Raw genomic sequence first — 17,553 nt, 5'->3', positions numbered from 1 at the left:
GGGCACTGGGCCCGCCGTCCGCCCACCGGAGGCGAATGACCACACCGGTCCGACAGCGACAATCCGTCTGTCCCGTGCGTGCGCGCCAGCGCCGCATGTGCTCCGTCCTCCGAAGCCGTCCATCCAGAGTCGGCGTGACACCCCGCGATGGGACTCCTGTCCCGTCGCGGGGTGTCGCCTTTTCCCGCGAGGTGAAATGTCCGGCCGTCGGCACTATCACCACGTCTCCCTCCCCCGCGTTCCGCGAGCGCCCCGCCGCGCCCGCCGGACCCACCCTGCCCACCAGAAGCGCGCCCTCAAGCGCGCGGCCATGCGCGACTGTGGCCGCCGCTGCGTGTACTGCGGCACGTACCTCGATCTCGAGAACGCGACGCTGGACCACGTGTATCCGCTCGCCAAAGGTGGCCCCCACAATTCCGGGAACCTCGTCCTCGCCTGTTCCCGCTGCAACCGCCTGAAAAGCGACCTGCTGCCGTATGATTTCTTCGCCCGCTTTCCGTGGGCGGGGGTCAACTTCATCCACTACGCCCGGGCGGTGCACCGCGCGCTCAAGCGCTGCGCGCGGCGTGCGGTGAGCCTGGCCTACGCGGAGGCGGCGTAACCCGACTGGCGCGCGGAGGTTCAGTAGTCGACGGGCCGCAGATAGCTCTCCCCGATCGCCGTCGGCGACAGCATCGCCACGGTGGGGAGCTTCCGCTTCCAATGGGTCCGCGCCACGCGCTTGGCCACCAGCGCCACTTCGGCGTGATCGTAGCCGCGCGCCGCGAGATCGGCGTCGCTGTAGCCGCACAGCATCCAGTTCAGGATCTCGTCGGCTTTCGCGTAGCTGATCCCGAAGTCGCCCTCGTCGGTCTGTCCCACCACGAGGTCCGCGGTCGGCGGCTTGCTCACGATCACGTCGGGCACGCCCAGGTGGCGGGCCAGCGCCCACACCTGCGTCTTGAACAGATCGCCCAGCGGATTCACGGGCGGCGCATCGTCGGCGTGCCAGGTGAAGTAGCCGAACAGCCGCTCGGTCTTGTTGCCGGTGCCCAGCGGAATGGCGTGGTGCTTGGCCGAGAGGTCGAACAGCGCGATCATGCGCATGCGCGCCATCACGTTGCCGCGGCGCGCGGCGTCGGCGTCGGGCTCCTGCTCCAGATAGCCGTCCACGGCGCCGCTGATGTCCAGCGTGCGACCCTCGATGCCGAGCGCGTCGATCACCAACTGCCCGTGCGCGCTGCTCGCGGCGCTCGACGTGCGGTACGGCATCCGCACGCCGATCACGTGCTCGGCGCCGAGGGCGCGCTGGGCCAGGTACGCGGTCACCGCGGAGTCCACGCCCCCCGACACGCCGACGATGGCCTTGGTGTAGCCCCGCTGGCGGAGCTCGTCGCGGATGAACGCCACCAGCCACCGCTCGGTGAGCGCGGGGTCGATCTCCAGCGGCACGGGTGGCCCCTGGGCCGCATCCCCGTTCACCACGGGCAACTCCGTGCCCGACACCGCGGCCGCGGGCGCGGGAGCACTCGCCGGAACGGTGGGGGGCGCCGCCGGATCGAACACCAACACCGACGGTTGGTGGCGCTCCACGCGCTCCATCGACGCGCGCAGGTGCGGCGCCATCACCTCGAGGTCGGCCAGCAGCGGCTGATCGGCGCGCGCCCGCGCCACGTCGGCAAAGTCGATCGTGTGGACCACCAGCGCTTCGGTCCACAGCGGGCCGCGCACGCGCAGCTCGCCTTTGGGGCCGGCGATCATCGCCGCGCCGGGAAAGGTGCGCCCACCCTCGCTTCCGGCAAGATTGGCCAGCACCACGAACGCGCCGTGCTCGTCGGCCATGTCGCGCGCCAGCCGCTCCCAGCGGCTCACGCTCGTCGGCAGCCCGCTGCCGTCGGCGTCGCGCCAGGGCCCGCGCGCCGGCGGCGCGGTGGGCACGAACAGCACCTGGGCGCCGTCCAGCGCAGCCACGGTGGCCGTGAGGCTGTGCCAGGCGTCCTCGCAGACCAGCATCGCCGCCCGCCCCCACGGCGTATCGAAGGCGCGGATCTCCCGCCCCCGCTCCACGAACCGTTCCTCGTCGAACAGCCCGTACGTGGGCAGGAACATCTTGCGGTGCACGTGCCGCACCACCGGGTCGGCGCCGCCCAGCGTGACGTACATGGCGCTGTTGTAGAGCTGGCCGTTCCACTGCTCGTAGAACCCGGTCATGACGTCGAGCACGCTCGCCCCCGGCACCGCGGCGCGGTACGCGGCCTGCAGATCGCGAGCCAGGGTGCCGGCGGTGACGGCGTGCTCGCGCACCCCGCCCTCGAGGAAATAGCCGGTGAGCGCCGACTCCGGCAGGCAGAGCACGTCGGGGCGAGGGTCCCGCGCGTCCACCTGCGCCATGAGCGTACCCAGGCGCGCCAGGTTGCCGGCGTAGTCGCCCTTCCGCGGGTGGAATTGGGCAACGGCGAGATGCACGAGTGGTGCCATATGGGGTATAAGCTTCGCGGGGCGTGGGTCGGCGGGCAACCATGGCCCCTGGATTGGGTATCTTACAAGTACGAATGTCGAGACCGGGATTCCTTGCTGGCATGACGGCCAGCCGAGCACTGGCGCTGGCCGGTAGCGTGCTCTTCGCGTCCGCGGTACGGGCGCAGCAGCCGCAACAGATCGCGTGCGCGCCGCGCCTGGGGCCCACGCCCACCGAAGCCTGGCAGATCGTCCCCCTGCCGCAATCGTCGCTCGTGTTCGCCCGCGACGGCTCGCTGATCGGCGAGATCGGCACCGACTGGCGCACCAACGTCGCGCTCTCGGCCCTCCCCAGGTACGTGCCGCAGGCGTTCATCGCCGTGGAGGACAAGCGGTTCTACCAGCACGACGGCGTGGACCTCGTGGGCATCGCCGGCGCGCTCAAGGACGCCGTCACCGGCGACGTGCGCGGCGCCAGCACGATCACCCAATTGGTGGTGGGCAACCTCCACCCCGACCTCATCGACCGGCGCGACCGCAGCATCGCGCGCAAGCTCCGCGAGCAGTCCGCGGCACGCGAGATGGAGAAGCACTACAACAAGGCGCAGATCCTCGAGGCGTTTCTCAACAGCATCAACTTCGGGCACCGCTGGTGCGGCATCGAGGAGGCGGCGCGCCACTACTTCGGCAAGCCGGCCTCGCAGCTCACCCTGGCCGAGGCCGCGTCGCTCGCCGCGCTCCCCAAGTCGCCGGCCGGCTACGATCCGGCGCGTCATCCGGATCGCAACAAGGAGCGCCGCAACCTGATCCTCGGCCTGATGGCCGATCAGGGGTACATCACGCGGAGCGCCGCCCAGCAGGCCCAGGCCTCTCCGCTGGTCACCGTTCCGGACGCCGGATTTGCCGTGCGCGCGCCGTATTTCGTGGACGCCGTGCGGAAGGCCGCGGAGGGCGCGGGCGTGCCGATCGCGGCCGGCGGGTTCCGCATCTTCACCACCGACAACCCGGCGCTGCAGCGGGCCGCCGACCAGGCGCTCCGCGACGGCGTGGCCAAGGTCGAGCAGCGCCCGCGCTACGATCACCCCAGGTTCGACCCCGCCCGCCCGTCGCAGACCGACTATCTGCAGGGCATGGTGGTGGCCGTGGATCCGTTCACCGGCGACGTCGAGGCGCTCGTGGGCGGGCGCGATTACGCCGCGTCGCCGTACGACCGCGCCGTGAACGCCCTGCGACAGCCCGGATCGTCGTTCAAGCCGTTCGTGTACGCCAAGGCCCTCGAGGACAGCATCACGGCCACCGCCATCGTCCCCGACACCGCGCTCCACATCACGCTCCCCAACGGCGACGTGTACGAGCCGCGCGACGACGACGGCAAGTTTCTGGGTCCGATGACGATCCGCGAAGCCCTCATCCATTCGCGCAATGCGGTGGCCATCCAGCTCGGGCAGACGGTCGGCATGGACTCGGTGGCGGCGCTCGCCCTGCGCATGGGCATCGACACGCCGATCGCGATCGTGCCGTCGAGCGCGATCGGCGCGTCCGCGGTGCGCCCCCTGGATTTCGTCACCGCGTACTCCGCCTTCGCCACCAATGGGCTGGCCGTCACGCCGCGCCTCGTCACGCGCATCGAGGACCGCTACGGACGCGTGGTGTACACGGCGCCCGACAGCACGCCCAAGCGCGTGCTCGATCCCGCCGTGGCGTACATCGTGCGCGACATGATGAAGGACGTGGCCGATCGCGGCACGGGGCAGGTGGCCCGCCAGATGGTGCCGGCATCGGTGCCGGTGGCCGGCAAGACCGGCACCACCAACGACAACGTGGATGTGTGGTTCGTGGGCATGACGCCGCGCCTCGTGGCCGGCGTGTGGCTGGGCTTCGATCAGAACAAGCCGATCGCGCTCGGCGTGGCCGGCGGCTCGCTGGCCGCTCCGGTCTGGGGCGAGATGATGGCGCGGTACTACGCCTCACGCGGCGCCGGCCAGTTCCCGCCCGTCGGCAACATCGTGGCCGCGGAGTACGACCGCGCCACCGGACAGCCGGCCACCGCCGACACGCCCGACGACCAGCGCTACATGGAGTTCTTCGTGCCGGGCACCGGCCCGCTGGCCACGCGGGCCGATCCCTGGCGCGTGGCGCAGTGGGGCGCCCTGCTCATCCACTGAGGCGCCGCCGCGCCGAGCGCCGGCGCGTTCAGCGCCCGGCGCCCGCCAACGCGTCCTCGAGGTCTTCCGCGGCGTGCGCGGCCTCGGCGCCGCCCCCCGCCGGGAGCAGCGCGATGGCGAACACTTCGTCGAGCGTCATCACCGGGTGAAAGGTCATCACGTCGCGCACGTCGGCCGGGATGTCCTCGAGATCCGCCTCGTTGTCCTTGGGCAGCACGATGTGGGTGATGCCGGCCCGATGGGCGCCAAGCACCTTCTCCTTGAGGCCGCCGATCGGCAGCACCCGCCCGCGCAGCGACGTCTCGCCGGTCATCGCCACGTCCTTGCGCACCGGCCGGTTGGACATCGCGCTCACGAGCGCCGTGGCCATCGTCACGCCGGCTGACGGCCCGTCCTTGGGGATGGCCCCGGCCGGCACGTGGATGTGCACCTCGATCGAGCCCAGCTTGTCGGCCGGGATGTGCAGCGTGTCGGCGTGCGTGGCCGCATAGGTGAGCGCCGCCCGGGCGCTCTCCTTCATCACGTCGCCGAGTTGGCCCGTGAGGATGAGCGACAGGCTGCCCCATCCGCTCACCTGCACCTTGGCGTCCTCGGGCTGTGCCGGTCCGGGCGCGAACATCCGGCGGATCGCGGCTTCGACGAACATGATGTCGCCGCCGGCGGGCGTGTAGTACATGCCCGTGGCCACGCCCACCTCGCTCTCCTCGGCGGCGCGCTCCGGATGCACGCGCGGGCGGCCGAGCAGTTCGCGCACCTCGTCGGCGCCGATGACCTTGTCGTCGACCACCTTAGTGTCGCCGGACGCCAGGCGGCGCGCCACCTTGCGCGTCACGGCGCCGATCTGCCGCTCGAGTTGACGCACGCCGCTCTCGCGGGTGTACTTGCTCACCACGGCCATCACGGCGTCGTCGGTGAACGTGATCTTCTTGTCGCCCAGCCCGTTCTCCTCGAGCTGCCGGGGAATCAGGTACTTCTTGGCGATCTCGGCCTTCTCGCGCTCCGTGTATCCCGCAAAGTCCACCACTTCCATGCGGTCGAGCAGCGGGCCGGGGATGTTCTGGATGAAATTGGCGGTGGCCACGAACAGCACTTCGCTGAGGTCGAACGGCACGCCGAGGTAGTGGTCCGTGAACGTGTCGTTCTGGGCCGGATCGAGCACCTCGAGCAGGGCACTGGCCGGATCGCCCTGGAAGCTCACGCCCAGCTTGTCCACCTCGTCGAGCAGGAAGACGGGGTTCTTGGTGCCGGCCTGCTTCATGCCCTGGATGATGCGGCCCGGCATGGCGCCCACGTACGTTCGCCGATGGCCGCGGATGTCGGCCTCGTCGCGCGCGCCGCCCAGCGCGGCCCGCACGTACTTGCGGCCCAGCGCCCGGGCGATCGACTTGGCGATGGACGTCTTGCCCACGCCCGGCGGGCCCACGAACAGCAGGATCGGCCCCTTGGCCATGGCCCGCGCCTTGGCTTCCTTTGCGTCGGTGATCGTCCGATCGTCGTCGCCCTTGGCGAGCGACGGCGTGGCGTCCTCCTTGGTGGCCTGCAGCTTCACGATCGGCATCTCGCCAGTCCGGCGCAGCTCGTCGGCCATCTGCTGCGCGCGCAGCTGGCGCACGGCCAGGAACTCGAGCACGCGGTCCTTCACGTCGGGCAGACCGTAGTGGTCCTCGTCGAGGATCGTGGAAGCGTGGTTGAGGTCGAGGTCGTCGTCGGAGCGGGCGTTCCATGGCAGCTCGGCGATCCACTCCAGATAGGTGCGGATGACCTGGGCCTCCATGGACTCGCGGCCCGACCGCTCCAGGCGGCCGAGTTCGCGCTCCACTTCGGCGCGCGCGTCCTTGGGGAGCTCCAGCTTGCTCAGCTTCTCGCGGAGCTCCTCGATCTCCTTGGACGAATCGTCGTCGCCGAGCTCCTTCTGGATGGCCTTCATCTGCTCGCGAAGGAACATCTCGCGCTGCCGCTCCCCCAGCTCCTCCTGCACCTGCGACTTGATCTCGTCCTGCATCTCGATCATCCCGATCTGCTTCTGCACGTGCACGAGCACGCGGCGCAGGCGCTCCTCGACGCTCAGGATCTCCAGCAACCCCTGCTTCTCGGGCGTGGGGAGGTCGATGTAGCCGGCCACGAGGTCGGCGAACCGGCCCGGGTCGGTGACCGCGTCGAGCACCTGGTGCACCACCTCTTCGGGCAGCCCACGACGCTCGCCCAGTTCGCCGGCGCGCTCGCGAATCTCCTTGTAGAGCGCCACGAACGCCGGGTCCTCCTCGCTCACCGGCTTCATCTCCTCCACGTCCACGACGACGGCGCTGAGATAGCCCTCGTTCGTGCTGTACTGGAGCGCCGTGGCGCGCTGCTCGCCGTTGAGCAGCAGCTGCACGCCGCCCAGGCCGCGCTGGATCTGGCCGATCCGGGCCACCACGCCCATCGAGTAGAGGATCTCCGGGGCGGGCTCGTCGGTATTGTCGCGCTGCGCCACGGCGAACACCAACCGGTCGGCCTTCAGCGCGGCTTCGATCGCCCGCAACGTGCCGGGACGCCCGGCGGCGATCGGGGCGGTGAGCCCCGGGAAGACCACCGTGCCTCGAAGCGGAAGCACTGGGAGAGTGTGTCGCTGGGCCATACGGGTCACATGCTCCGGAATAAGGGACTGCCGACTACCATGCCCAAGAGGCTATGCACACTCCGTTCCAGCCGGCTCGACCTGTGAGGTAAGTGAGAGCACGCATATACTTAGTTGCTCCGGAGCCCCGCTCGGTTGCCGCCGAAGGCGTCCGCCTACCCGCACGACTTACGACACCATGGCGGGATTTGCAACTTCGGCCCGCTAGTCTGACGTAGTGACACTGCCGAACCGGCGCGTCCTTTCCAGAAGTTTGGTGTCGTGCTAGAATGCCGTATTCCGCCCTAAAAACGAGCTCGCCGAGTGTCTGACCCCGTCGTCCCGCCTGCGGACTCCGAGATGCGCGCGCTCGTAGAGCGCGCCCTCGGTGCGCACTACGAGCTGGACGCCGAGATCGGACGCGGTGGCATGGGCATCGTCTACCGCGCGCGCGACCGGCGGCTCAAGCGCGTGGTGGCGATCAAGGTGCTCCCGCCGGAGCTGGCCTTCCGCAGCGACATCAAGACCCGGTTCCTGCGCGAGGCCGAAACCGCGGCCCAGCTCAACCACCCCAACATCGTCCCCATCTACACGGTGGACGAGGCGCAGGGCCTCGTCTTCTTCGAGATGGCCTACGTGAGCGGGGAGAATCTGGCCAAGCGGCTGCACGACCGCGGCGTGCTTCCCGTGGAGGAGGTGCGGCGCATTCTCCGCGACGTGGCCGACGCGCTTGCCTATGCCCACGAGCGGGGCGTCGTGCACCGCGACATCAAGCCCGACAACATCCTCCTCGACGCCGACAGCGGCCGCCCGATGGTGACCGACTTCGGCATCGCGCGCGCCGTGAGCGACGGCGATTCGCGGCTCACCGCCACCGGGATGGCCATCGGGACGCCGGCGTACATGTCCCCCGAACAGGCGGCGGGCGAGCGCGTGATCGACGGCCGCAGCGACATCTACGCGCTCGGGATCGTGGCCTACCAGATGCTGGCCGGCGAGCCGCCGTTCTCCGCGGGCAGCACGCCGGCCATGCTGGTCAAGCACATCTCCGAGATGCCGGTGCCCATCGCGCAGCGCCGCGCCGACGTGCCCGACGACCTCGCGCGCGCCGTGATGGTGATGCTCGAGAAGGACCCGGCCAACCGCTTCCCCTCGGCCGGCGACCTGATCAAGGCGCTCGACGGCGGCGTGATCCCCATGCCGACGTCCAGCCTCGCCCCGGGCGTGGTGGGGCTGCCGTCGGCCGCCGCCGGGGCGGCCCTGACCACGGGCATCGGCGGCACCCCGCCGTCTGCCGTCGACGGCGCATACGACGGCGGCAACTATGTGCCCACGGCCGACGATCTGCGCCGCTGGGACGCGCCGCAGGTGAAGGCGTTCCGCAAACGGGTGTGGCCGTACCTGTACGTGAACGGCGTCATCGTGGTGATGTCGATCTTCACCAGCACGAGCTTCACGTTCGTGACCGTGATCTGGAGCATCGTCCTCGCCTTCAAGTACGCCAAGCTCTGGAGCGACGGCTACGACTGGCGCGACGTGTTCCAGCAGCCGCGCGACCGCGAGCTGATGGAGGTGTTCGACGATTTCATGGAGCACGTGCGGGCGCTGGCCAGTTCCAAGAAGCGGCGCGCGCTGCTCGATGCGCGGCGCCAGCGGCGGCTGGCCCGGCGCTCCGCCGGCGCCCCGGACGCGGGCGCGATCGGCGGTCCGCGCCTGAATGACGGCACCCTCGCCCAGGCCGCTGGTCCGTACGCCGATACCGTGCGCCAGGCGATCGGCGATCGCGACGAGATCCTCCGCCTCATCCAGTCGATGCCCGCCGCCGACCGCGCGCGCGTGCCCGATGTGGAACGCTCGGCGCTCGCCCTGTACGAGAAGGTGCAGGGACTGGCGATCACGCTCGCCGACGTCGAGCACAACACCGTGCCCGGCGGCATCGCGGCGTACGAAGCGGAGATCGTCCGGCTGGAGGGCGCCGCCAATCCGCTCGATCACCGCGCCAGCGAGGAACGCGTGCACCGGCTGGCCTTTCTCAAACGGCAGCGGCGCGCCATCGCCGACCTCGAACAGAAGCGGGCCGCCGTGGCCGCCCGCCTGGAAACCTGCGCCCTGGCCCTGCGCAACATGAAGCTCGACGTGCTGCGGCTGCGCGCCGGCATGCAGACCCACCAGCACATCACCTCGCTCGCCATGAACGCGCTGTCGCTCGCCGACAGCGTGGACAGCGCGGTCTATGTGGCCGACGCGCTGGGGCAAGCCACCGCACGCCCAGGGGCCGCCCGCTCGACCGTCGAGAAGCGGTGAGCGACTACCTGCAGGATCGGCTCGTCGCGGCGGTCGGTGACCACTATCTGATCGAAGAGGAAATCGGCCGCGGCGGCATGGCGGCCGTGTACCGGGCGCTCGACCTGCGGCTCAACCGCCACGTGGCCATCAAGCTGCTGCCGCCCGACCTCGCGTTCAACGCCGACGTCAAGACGCGGTTCCTGCGCGAGGCACAGATGGCGGCGCAGCTCAACCACCCGAACATCGTGCCCATCTACTCGGTGGACGAGCGCGACGGCGTTGTGTACTTCGTGATGGCGCTGGTGGAAGGCATCACCCTCGCCCAGCACCTGCACGAAGCGCCGCGGTCGAGCTTCGAAGAGGTGCGGCGCGTGATCGGCGACGTGGCCGACGCCCTGGATTACGCGCACAGGAAGGGCGTGGTGCACCGCGACATCAAGCCCGACAACATCATGCTCGACCGGGCCAGCGGGCGGACCGTGGTCACCGACTTCGGGATCGCGCGCGCCGCGGCCGGCGACTCGCGGCTCACCGTGACCGGCGTCGCCGTGGGCACGCCCGCCTACATGTCGCCCGAGCAGGCCCTGGGCGAACGCGACGTGGATGGACGCAGCGACATCTACTCGCTGGGCGTGGTGGCGTACCAGATGCTCACCGGCGAGCAGCCGTTCAAGGCGTCGAACACGCCGGCGATGCTCGTCAAGCACGTGTCCGAGACGCCGCGGCCGATCCGCGAACAGCGGCCCGACGCGCCGGATCCCATCGTGCGCGCGGTGGAGACCGCGCTGGCCAAGGATCCCGCGGCCCGGTGGCCCAACGGTGGCGCGTTCCGCGACGCCATCCGCGCCGACACGCCGGCCACCGCCCCCTCCATCCCGCGCGTTGCGCAGCTGTCGTCCACCGGCTTCATGCAGTCGCCGGCCATGCCCCCCGCGCCGCCGGAGCCCACGCCCGGCTTCATCTTGCCGCCGCTGCCCATCGGGTACGGCCGCGACGCCTGGCGTGACTGGAAGGACGAAGTCAGGGCCCGCGCCGACGACTACCGCGGCCCCGTTCCCCTCTCGCGCCGTGAGCGGCGCGAGAGGAGCCGCGAACTTCGCCACCTGCGCCACGACGATCCCGCGCGGCCGCTCGACGAGCGCATCGCCGCCTTCCGCCGGCAACTCGTGGGCAACATGTCCACGCTCGTGCTGCTGTTCGGCATCAACATGCTCACGTCCCCCGAGTTCTGGTGGTGGCTGTTCCCAGCGCTCGCGATCGGCGTCGGCGTCGTGCGCCGCTGGGGCAACCTGTGGGCCGACGGCGCCACGCTCAAGCAACTGTTCTCGCGCGCCCAGCCCACACCGCCCCCGGCGGGCTCCCCGGCCCAACTCGCGCGCCACCAGCGCCCCGCGTCCGTCGGGCTGACGGCGGCGCCGCCGCCGCCCGAGCCGGCCCTGGTGAGCGATGCCGTCCTTGCCGGTCCCCACGGCGCCGCGGTGCGGCGCGCCATGGGCGATCGCATCGTCATCCGCGAAGTGCTGGCCAAGCTCACGCCCACCGAGCGGCAGATGCTGCCCGACATCGAGCCCACCGTGAACGCGCTCGGCGACCGCATCGCCGCGCTGGCCAGCACGCTGCACAGTCTCGATGCCGACGCCTCCGGCGCCAACCTCGGGGCCCTCGACCAGCGCATCGCCGATCTGAAACGCGAGACGCAGACCGCCGAGGGCGAACGCCGGCTGGCGCTGCTCGAGCGCCAGCGCAGCACGGTGCACGATCTGCTCACCCGGCGCGGACGGCTGCTGCCGCAGTTCGAGAGCGCCTGCATGGCGCTGCAGAACTTGAAGCTCGACCTGCTCAAGCTGCGATCCGCGGGCATCGATGCCGCGCTCGGCGTGGTGACGAGCGCCACGCAGGAGGCGCGCACGATCTCGCGGGAGATCGGCCACGTGCTCGAGGCGGCGGACGAGGTGCGCGACCTCTGAGCGCGCCCGCCGCGTCCGATCAGCGCGCGAGCAGGCCGCTGATCACCGCACCCAGCGCGGCCGGCGTGTCTTCGGGCAGGAAGTGACCGGCGCTCGCCAACACGTCCAGGGTCGCGCCGGGAATCGCATCGCGCAGCCGCTCGCCCACCGCCACCGGGAAGAACGGATCGCCGCGTCCCCAGACCACGGCGGTCGGGGCGGCGATCGATCCCAGCCGCGGCGCCAGCGCCATGGTCTGCTCGGCGTCCATCGCGCGCAGGTGCCGCACGAGCGTGGCCCGGCCGTCGGGGCCGGCGAACGCGCGGGCGTAATGTTCCAGCGAATGCACGCCGCGCTCGGCGTGCGCATAGCCGCGTTGGAGCGTGGTCCGGAGCACGGACTGCGCCCACGACGGCGGCGCCAGGCTGATCAGGGCGTGCAGTCGCCGCCACATCCGCGCCGTGCGCGTGGGCCAGGCGTCGAACGCCACCGAATTCACGAGGCACAGCCGGGACACGCGCGCCGGAAACCGCACCGCCAGCGACTGCGCGATGCCGCCGCCCAGCCCATGGCCCACCAACAGCGCATCGCGAATGCCCAGCGCGTCGAGCAGCGCGAGCACGCGGTCGGCGTGTCCGTGCACGCTCAGATCGTCGGCGGCCGGCGGATCACTCCGGCCGTACCCCAGCAGGTCGAGCACGACGATGCGATGCCCGGGAGGCAGCAGCGGGACGACATCGTTCCACAGATGCCCGGACGCCGGGAATCCGTGGATCAGCACCACCGGCTCGCCAGCCCCGCGCGTGCCGGCCGCGTAGTAGTAGAGTCGCACGCCACCGACGTCCACGAATTCACCGCGCATGGCGGACCCGTGACGGGGTGGGGCGAGTGGGGGGAGGCGGCATCGCCGGAGAAGATCGCCCGGCGCCGCGCGTTCGGCCACCTCCAACGCAGGCGGGCCGCTCCGGTCGGAGCGGCCCGCTGTGCGACGCGCGTGGCGTGTGCGACTAGCGCCCGCCGCCACCCCCGCCGCCGCGGCGACCGCGGCCCATGGCGGCCACGTTCTCGTCGAACGTCTTCTGCTGGTCCGGCGTGAGGATCCCACGCACGGCCTCCTGGTACTTCTTGTTGATTTCCATCATCTTGCCCATCATCGCCTGCCGATCGTCACCCGCGTCGTCGCGCGCCTTCTGCTGCTCGCCCGTCATCGCGGTCTTCAGGCTGTCGAACTTCTTCTGCTGGTCGGCCGTGAGCGTGATGGCCGTGGGCTGCGCAATCCAGCGATCGATCATCGGACCACGTCCGCGCCCACCACCCATGCCGCCCTGGGCCGACGCCACAGACGCGCTGCCACCCATGCACATCACTGCGAGTGCCACCATTGCCAGCTTCCGCATGAAACGCTCCTGAAAGAATGGGATCCCTGCACACAAGTGATTGCACGAGTGGGACTTAGTGTTTCCCCTCTAGCGCATCACCCGAAAAAGGCTATGCTTACGCGCCCCGCAGTTGGGGGCGGTACGACATCGCCTCACCACCCGTTTCCAGCGACGCCGTGACCCTGCCTCCTACATCAAGCATCCAGTCCCCGCCGGCACCCGACGTTTCCGGGTTGCCGGTGCCCTTGCCTACCCCTCCGGTCGCCCCCCCCGTGCGGTTCCCGCTGGGGTGGCTCCTCGAACACGCCTCGGCCGCGATCAAGTACCGGGCCCTGGTCGATGTCGCCCAGCCGGATATGTCGCCGGAGGACCGCGCCGGCTCTCTCCCCTATACGTACCGGCCCGCGCTGCTGTTGGCGTTGCTGCAGAGTGCCGACGGCACGTGGTCCCATACGATGCTCACCGTGCCCTCGGCTCGCGCTACGCACTTCGAAGGCGTGGGCACGATCACCGCCGTGCGGCGCCTGCTGGAGTACGGGTGGGACAAAGACTCCCCGCCGCTGCTCCAGGCGCGGCGCGTGCTCTTCCGGCTGCTGGCCGAGGACGATGATCCGGAATTCCTCTACGAGTTCGGCGGCCGTGCGGCGCCGGACGAAGACATGGTGCATCGGGGGCGCGGCATCCTCCGCGAGGCGGCAGCGGCGGCGCTCGCCCAGGCCGGCTACGGGGGTGATCCGCGGCTGCGCGGCGCGGCGCGGCGGATCCTCGACCGCATCAACACCTTCCTGCGCTCGCCGCTGGCCGCCAAGCCGTGGATGCGCGTGGGCAACCGGCACGTGCTGGCGCCGGACGCCGCGCCGCCGTCGATCTACGCGCTCAACATGCTGGCGCACATGCCGCTGTTCTGCACCGAGCACGCCGAGGTGATGGACCGGATCTACGCGTTCATCACGCAGCCCCTGCCGCGCCAGGAGATCGTGCAGCTGCTGGGTCGGCGCGTGGCCGCGCAGCATCACCTGGTGTTGGGCGACCATCTGCCGCACCGCAACGCCGCCGATGCCGACGTCGTGAGCGCCCTCTCCTGGCTCGAGTTGATGGCGCGGCTCGGGTTTCTCAGGCTGAACGACAATTGGTCGAAGCTGTTCGACCGGTTCCTGGATGACCGCGACGCGGATGGGGTGTGGCACCCGCACAAGGGGTTGCAGGCGGTGCGGAGCACGAACCCGTTCGTGTGGCCCATGTACCCGCTCGAGGCGGATCTGGCCGGCGAAGAACGGTGGACCGACGTGACCTTCCGATTGGGGCTCATCGCGCGCCTGGCGGGTCGGTCGATCGAAGTCATCTGACGCCGGCGGCGGGGGGCGGCACGCCTCGCGATGGCGCGGCGCCACGGCCCGGCGGCGGATCCGCGCATCTGCTCCCGGAGGAGATCTTTCCCGCGCACGTCGCGGGGATCACGGTGCGGTATGTACCGGTGCACGACGGCGTCCGCCTGCGGGTGCTCGAAGCGGGATCGCCCGCTGGCAGGCCCATGGTCCTCGTGCACGGCTGGGGCGCATCGGCATACTCGTATCGCGACGCGCTGCCGGCGCTGGCCGCGGCGGGATTCCGCGCCATCGCGCTCGACCTGCCCGGGCACGGCCTGAGCGACAAGCCGTCGGCCCTGGACGCGTACTCGCGCCCCGCGATGACCGCCGCCGTGGGCGCGCTGCTCGACGCGCTCGACGTGCGCGACGCATGCGTGGTGGGCGTGAGCATGGGAGGCGCGATCGCCCTCGGGCTGGCCATCGAGCGCCATCCGCGCGTGGGCGCCATCGCGCCCATCAATCCGGCGGGGCTCGGGAACGTGCGGTTCATGGCGATCGCGAAGGCGGTCACGCCGCTGGGGCTACGCGACCTGGCCCCGTACATCGTGTCCCGCCCGCTCGTGGACCTGTTCCTGCACCTGGCCTACTGGGATTCATCGCGCGTGACCGCGCGCGTCGTGGACGAGTACTGGGCCACGTCGCGCCAGCCGGGATATGCGGCGGCCGTGGTGGCATGTCTGCATCGATTCTCGTGGGAGCCGTATCCGGCGGCGGCACTCGCCGGCATCAGCTGTCCGGTGCTGCTCGTGCTCGGCACCCACGATCACCTGATCGCGGCCGGCGAGACCGCCGCTGGGGCGGTTCCCGGGCTGCGTACGGTGCGCGTGGCGGGGGGGCACGCCGTGAACGAGGAGTGCCCGGCCGACGTGAACGCGGCGTTGGTCGCGTTCGCGCGCGAGTAGCGACCGGCCGTGAGCGGCGTTAGCGTTCACGAACGATGCCAAGACAGAAGAAACCGAAATCGGAGCCATCCGAGCCGTCCCAGTCCCCTGAGTCATCCGAGCCGTCGGCGACGTTCGCCGGTCTGGGGCTCTCCGAACCGGTGTTGCACGCCGTGGCGGATGCCGGATATCGCGAGCCGACGCCCATCCAGTTGCAGGCCATTCCGCTCGTTCTCAAGGGCCGCGACATCATGGGGTTGGCGCAGACCGGCACCGGCAAGACGGCGGCGTTCACGCTGCCGATCGTGGACCGGCTCACGGGCGGGCCGCGCCGCACGCGAGCCCTCATCCTCACGCCCACGCGCGAGCTGTGCGTGCAGGTGGAAGAGAGCGTGCAGAAGTACGCCAAGTACGCGGACCTCGACGTGGCGCCGGTGTACGGCGGGGTACCGCTCGACCCCCAGCAGAAGAAGCTGCGGGCCGGCGTCGATGTCGTGGTCGCCACGCCGGGCCGGATGATCGACCACCTCGAGCGGCAGAACGTGGTGTTCGACGACCTCGAAGTGCTGGTGCTCGACGAGGCGGATCGCATGCTCGACATGGGGTTCGCGCCGCAGATCAACCGGATCGTGGCCGAGATTCCGCGCTACCGGCAGACGCTCCTGTTCAGCGCCACGATGCCGCCCGAAGTCGAGGCCCTGGCGCGCAAGTACCTCCGCAAGCCGATCGTCGTGCAGATCGGCATTCGTTCCTCCGCGGCGAGCACGGTGACGCACGCCGTGTACCCGGTGCCGCAGGAGCGGAAGACGGCGCTGCTGGCGCAACTGCTCAAGGAGAGCGGGATGGACTCCGTGCTCGTGTTCAGCCGCACCAAGCACGGCTCTGATCGCGTGGTGCGGGATCTGGAGCACGAGGGCATCAGCGCCACCGCCATGCACGCCGACAAGACGCAGGCCCAGCGCACCAAGGCCCTGGCCGACTTCAAGGACGGCAAGATCCGCGTGCTCGTGGCCACCGACATCGCCCAGCGCGGCCTCGACATCTCCGGGATCTCGCACGTGATCAACTATGACGTGCCGCAGCAGCCCGAGGACTACGTCCACCGCATCGGGCGCACCGGCCGCGCCGACGCCACGGGGGATGCCTTCACGTTCATGGCGCCCAACGAGATCGCGATGGTCCGCACCATCGAGCGCATGATCGGCGCGCCGATCGCGCGCATTTCCGTGCCGGGGTTCGATTTCGGCACGGTCGCCGCCGACTGAGGCCGCGCTACCGGATCACCAGCACGCCCACTTCGCCGTTGAATCCGTCGCGCATCGTGGGCGCGCCCGGGGGCGGCTGCCACTTGCCGCCGTCCACGCGCACGTTGAGCTGGTGCACGCCGGCGCCGATGGGCACCAGGGCTTCCCAGAGGTCGCGGCCGCGCTGGACCATCGCCACCGGCTCCCAATCGGTGAAGTCGCCCATGACGTCCACCGACTGCACGCCCGCGATGTGCACCTGCACGCGCTCCAGGGACGTGCCGGCCGAACTGATATCGAACTTGCTGATCGCGCTGGCGCGGGCTTCGATGGGCACGGCGCCCTCGGTCATCGCCGGCCATGCGGCAAGCATCACGCCAAGGTTGGCATAATTGCGGGCCGGCAGCCCGCGGGCCGGATTGGCCGGCTGCCGCCCGCCGCCCACGACCACCGCCATGTCGGACGAGAGCCAGACGACGGCGCTCGCCGACGCCCACCGGCGCGAATCGGGGGTGACGTCGTTGTTGTCACCAAACCGATAGCCGGTCTGCGCGTTGATCTCGAAGAACGATTTCTCCCAGTGGACCGTGCCCTGCACGTCGCTGAAATGCGACTGGCGCAGGCAGCTGTTGTTGTCCGTCTGCGTGCTGCACGCCTGCGCGGCGCCGGTGGAATCCTTGGAACTCGCGATCTTGGTGAACGCGAAGTTGGTGTAGGTGCCCGTGAGCGTGGCCCCGCCCAACTGGGTCCAGGCGCCGGCGCCCGCCACGTCCACGGCCGATACCACGGCCACGCGCCAGGGACGCGCCACGCCGGTCTCCAGCCACAGCCCACCCTTCTGCGAGAACACCAGATGGACCCGTGCTTCGGCGTCGATCTGTTCGTTCTGGTTGAGTTCGTCGTAATACGCCCGGCTCGCGTTGCCGATGAGCTGGGCGCTCAGGTGATGCCGGGTGGGCGTGGTGACCGAGGCCGAGACCTGTCCGTCGGCCAACTGCCACGACTGCCCGTTGATCCAGGCCGAGCCGCGGGCGCTGACCTTGAGCACCTGCCCGTCGTAGCGCACGTCCGGGGTGAGGCTGATGGCGCTGGCCGGGAGAAAGCCCGGGGTGGAGCTCATCAGCCCGCCCGCCTCGAGCCGCGAGACGATCTGCGCCGAGGCCTCGTGCTGCGGAATGAGCAGGACGAGGCCGATGGCGAGGACTGCGGTGCTGGGCTTCAGCTCGAACATTCGATACGAGCTCGGCATTCGG

General features: G+C 70.4%; 12 protein-coding genes. 7 read left to right on the top strand and 5 right to left on the bottom strand.

Annotated elements, in window-relative coordinates:
* Positions 1-310: 310 nt before the first annotated feature.
* Positions 311-601 carry an HNH endonuclease gene (locus VNE60_04035; protein HVB30679.1) on the top strand — a complete coding sequence of 97 codons (291 nt, stop codon included), beginning with the start codon at positions 311-313 and terminating at the stop codon, positions 599-601.
* A 20-nt stretch (positions 602-621) separates the two neighbouring features.
* Here the strand turns inward: VNE60_04035 and VNE60_04030 are convergent, their stop codons facing one another.
* Complete coding sequence (locus tag VNE60_04030; GenBank protein HVB30678.1) at positions 622-2,457, bottom strand: NAD+ synthase; 1,836 nt, start codon at positions 2,455-2,457, stop codon at positions 622-624.
* A gap of 101 nt (positions 2,458-2,558) precedes the next feature.
* Here VNE60_04030 and VNE60_04025 point away from each other — a divergent pair, with 101 nt between their 5' ends.
* A complete protein-coding gene (locus tag VNE60_04025; GenBank protein HVB30677.1) occupies positions 2,559-4,601 on the top strand; it encodes a PBP1A family penicillin-binding protein in 2,043 nt (680 codons plus the stop codon).
* A gap of 28 nt (positions 4,602-4,629) precedes the next feature.
* Here the strand turns inward: VNE60_04025 and lon are convergent, their stop codons facing one another.
* A complete protein-coding gene (gene lon, locus VNE60_04020) occupies positions 4,630-7,194 on the bottom strand; it encodes an endopeptidase La (protein HVB30676.1) in 2,565 nt (854 codons plus the stop codon).
* A 363-nt stretch (positions 7,195-7,557) separates the two neighbouring features.
* Between lon and VNE60_04015 the strand changes: the two genes are divergently transcribed.
* Both VNE60_04015 and VNE60_04010 read left to right on the top strand, forming a co-directional pair.
* Positions 7,558-9,501, top strand: a complete 1,944-nt coding sequence (locus tag VNE60_04015) for a serine/threonine-protein kinase (GenBank protein ID HVB30675.1) — start codon at positions 7,558-7,560, stop codon at positions 9,499-9,501.
* Entirely contained in the window at positions 9,498-11,450 is a 1,953-nt protein-coding gene (locus VNE60_04010; GenBank protein HVB30674.1) for a protein kinase, read from the top strand. Before VNE60_04015 ends, VNE60_04010 begins: the two co-directional genes overlap by 4 nt.
* 19 nt (positions 11,451-11,469) lie before the next feature.
* On the opposite strand, the gene VNE60_04005 is transcribed toward VNE60_04010, so the two are convergent.
* On the bottom strand, positions 11,470-12,291 hold the full coding sequence (locus VNE60_04005; GenBank protein HVB30673.1) for an alpha/beta fold hydrolase: 822 nt from the start codon (positions 12,289-12,291) through the stop codon (positions 11,470-11,472).
* A 145-nt stretch (positions 12,292-12,436) separates the two neighbouring features.
* Positions 12,437-12,826 carry a hypothetical protein gene (locus VNE60_04000; GenBank protein HVB30672.1) on the bottom strand — a complete coding sequence of 130 codons (390 nt, stop codon included), beginning with the start codon at positions 12,824-12,826 and terminating at the stop codon, positions 12,437-12,439.
* Positions 12,827-13,080: 254 nt separating this feature from the next.
* On the opposite strand from VNE60_04000, the gene VNE60_03995 reads away from it, so the two are divergent.
* From VNE60_03995 to VNE60_03985, 3 genes are all read left to right on the top strand, one after another.
* Positions 13,081-14,154 carry a hypothetical protein gene (locus VNE60_03995; GenBank protein HVB30671.1) on the top strand — a complete coding sequence of 358 codons (1,074 nt, stop codon included), beginning with the start codon at positions 13,081-13,083 and terminating at the stop codon, positions 14,152-14,154.
* Between the two features lie 128 nt (positions 14,155-14,282).
* Positions 14,283-15,077: an alpha/beta fold hydrolase gene (locus VNE60_03990; GenBank protein ID HVB30670.1), complete on the top strand. Its 795-nt coding sequence runs from the start codon at positions 14,283-14,285 to the stop codon at positions 15,075-15,077.
* Positions 15,078-15,217: 140 nt separating this feature from the next.
* On the top strand, positions 15,218-16,321 hold the full coding sequence (locus VNE60_03985; protein HVB30669.1) for a DEAD/DEAH box helicase: 1,104 nt from the start codon (positions 15,218-15,220) through the stop codon (positions 16,319-16,321).
* 7 nt (positions 16,322-16,328) lie between these two features.
* Here the strand turns inward: VNE60_03985 and VNE60_03980 are convergent, their stop codons facing one another.
* A complete protein-coding gene (locus tag VNE60_03980) occupies positions 16,329-17,531 on the bottom strand; it encodes a glycogen-binding domain-containing protein (protein ID HVB30668.1) in 1,203 nt (400 codons plus the stop codon).
* Positions 17,532-17,553: the final 22 nt, after the last annotated feature.

It is taken from the genome of Gemmatimonadaceae bacterium (assembly GCA_035533755.1).
Classification (GTDB): Bacteria; Gemmatimonadota; Gemmatimonadetes; order Gemmatimonadales; family Gemmatimonadaceae; genus JAGWRI01.
This window is presented reverse-complemented; position numbering and strand designations above follow the sequence as displayed.

Bases quoted from the DNA above. Each gene is read 5' to 3' on its own strand.
- VNE60_04015 (HVB30675.1), top strand. From the start codon at position 7,558: ATGCGCGCGCTCGTAGAGCGCGCCCTCGGTGCGCACTACGAGCTGGAC.
- VNE60_03980 (HVB30668.1), bottom strand. From the start codon at position 17,531: ATGTTCGAGCTGAAGCCCAGCACCGCAGTCCTCGCCATCGGCCTCGTC.
- VNE60_04005 (HVB30673.1), bottom strand. From the start codon at position 12,291: ATGCGCGGTGAATTCGTGGACGTCGGTGGCGTGCGACTCTACTACTAC.
- VNE60_04000 (HVB30672.1), bottom strand. From the start codon at position 12,826: ATGCGGAAGCTGGCAATGGTGGCACTCGCAGTGATGTGCATGGGTGGC.
- VNE60_04030 (HVB30678.1), bottom strand. From the start codon at position 2,457: ATGGCACCACTCGTGCATCTCGCCGTTGCCCAATTCCACCCGCGGAAG.
- VNE60_04035 (HVB30679.1), top strand. From the start codon at position 311: ATGCGCGACTGTGGCCGCCGCTGCGTGTACTGCGGCACGTACCTCGAT.
- VNE60_04025 (HVB30677.1), top strand. From the start codon at position 2,559: ATGACGGCCAGCCGAGCACTGGCGCTGGCCGGTAGCGTGCTCTTCGCG.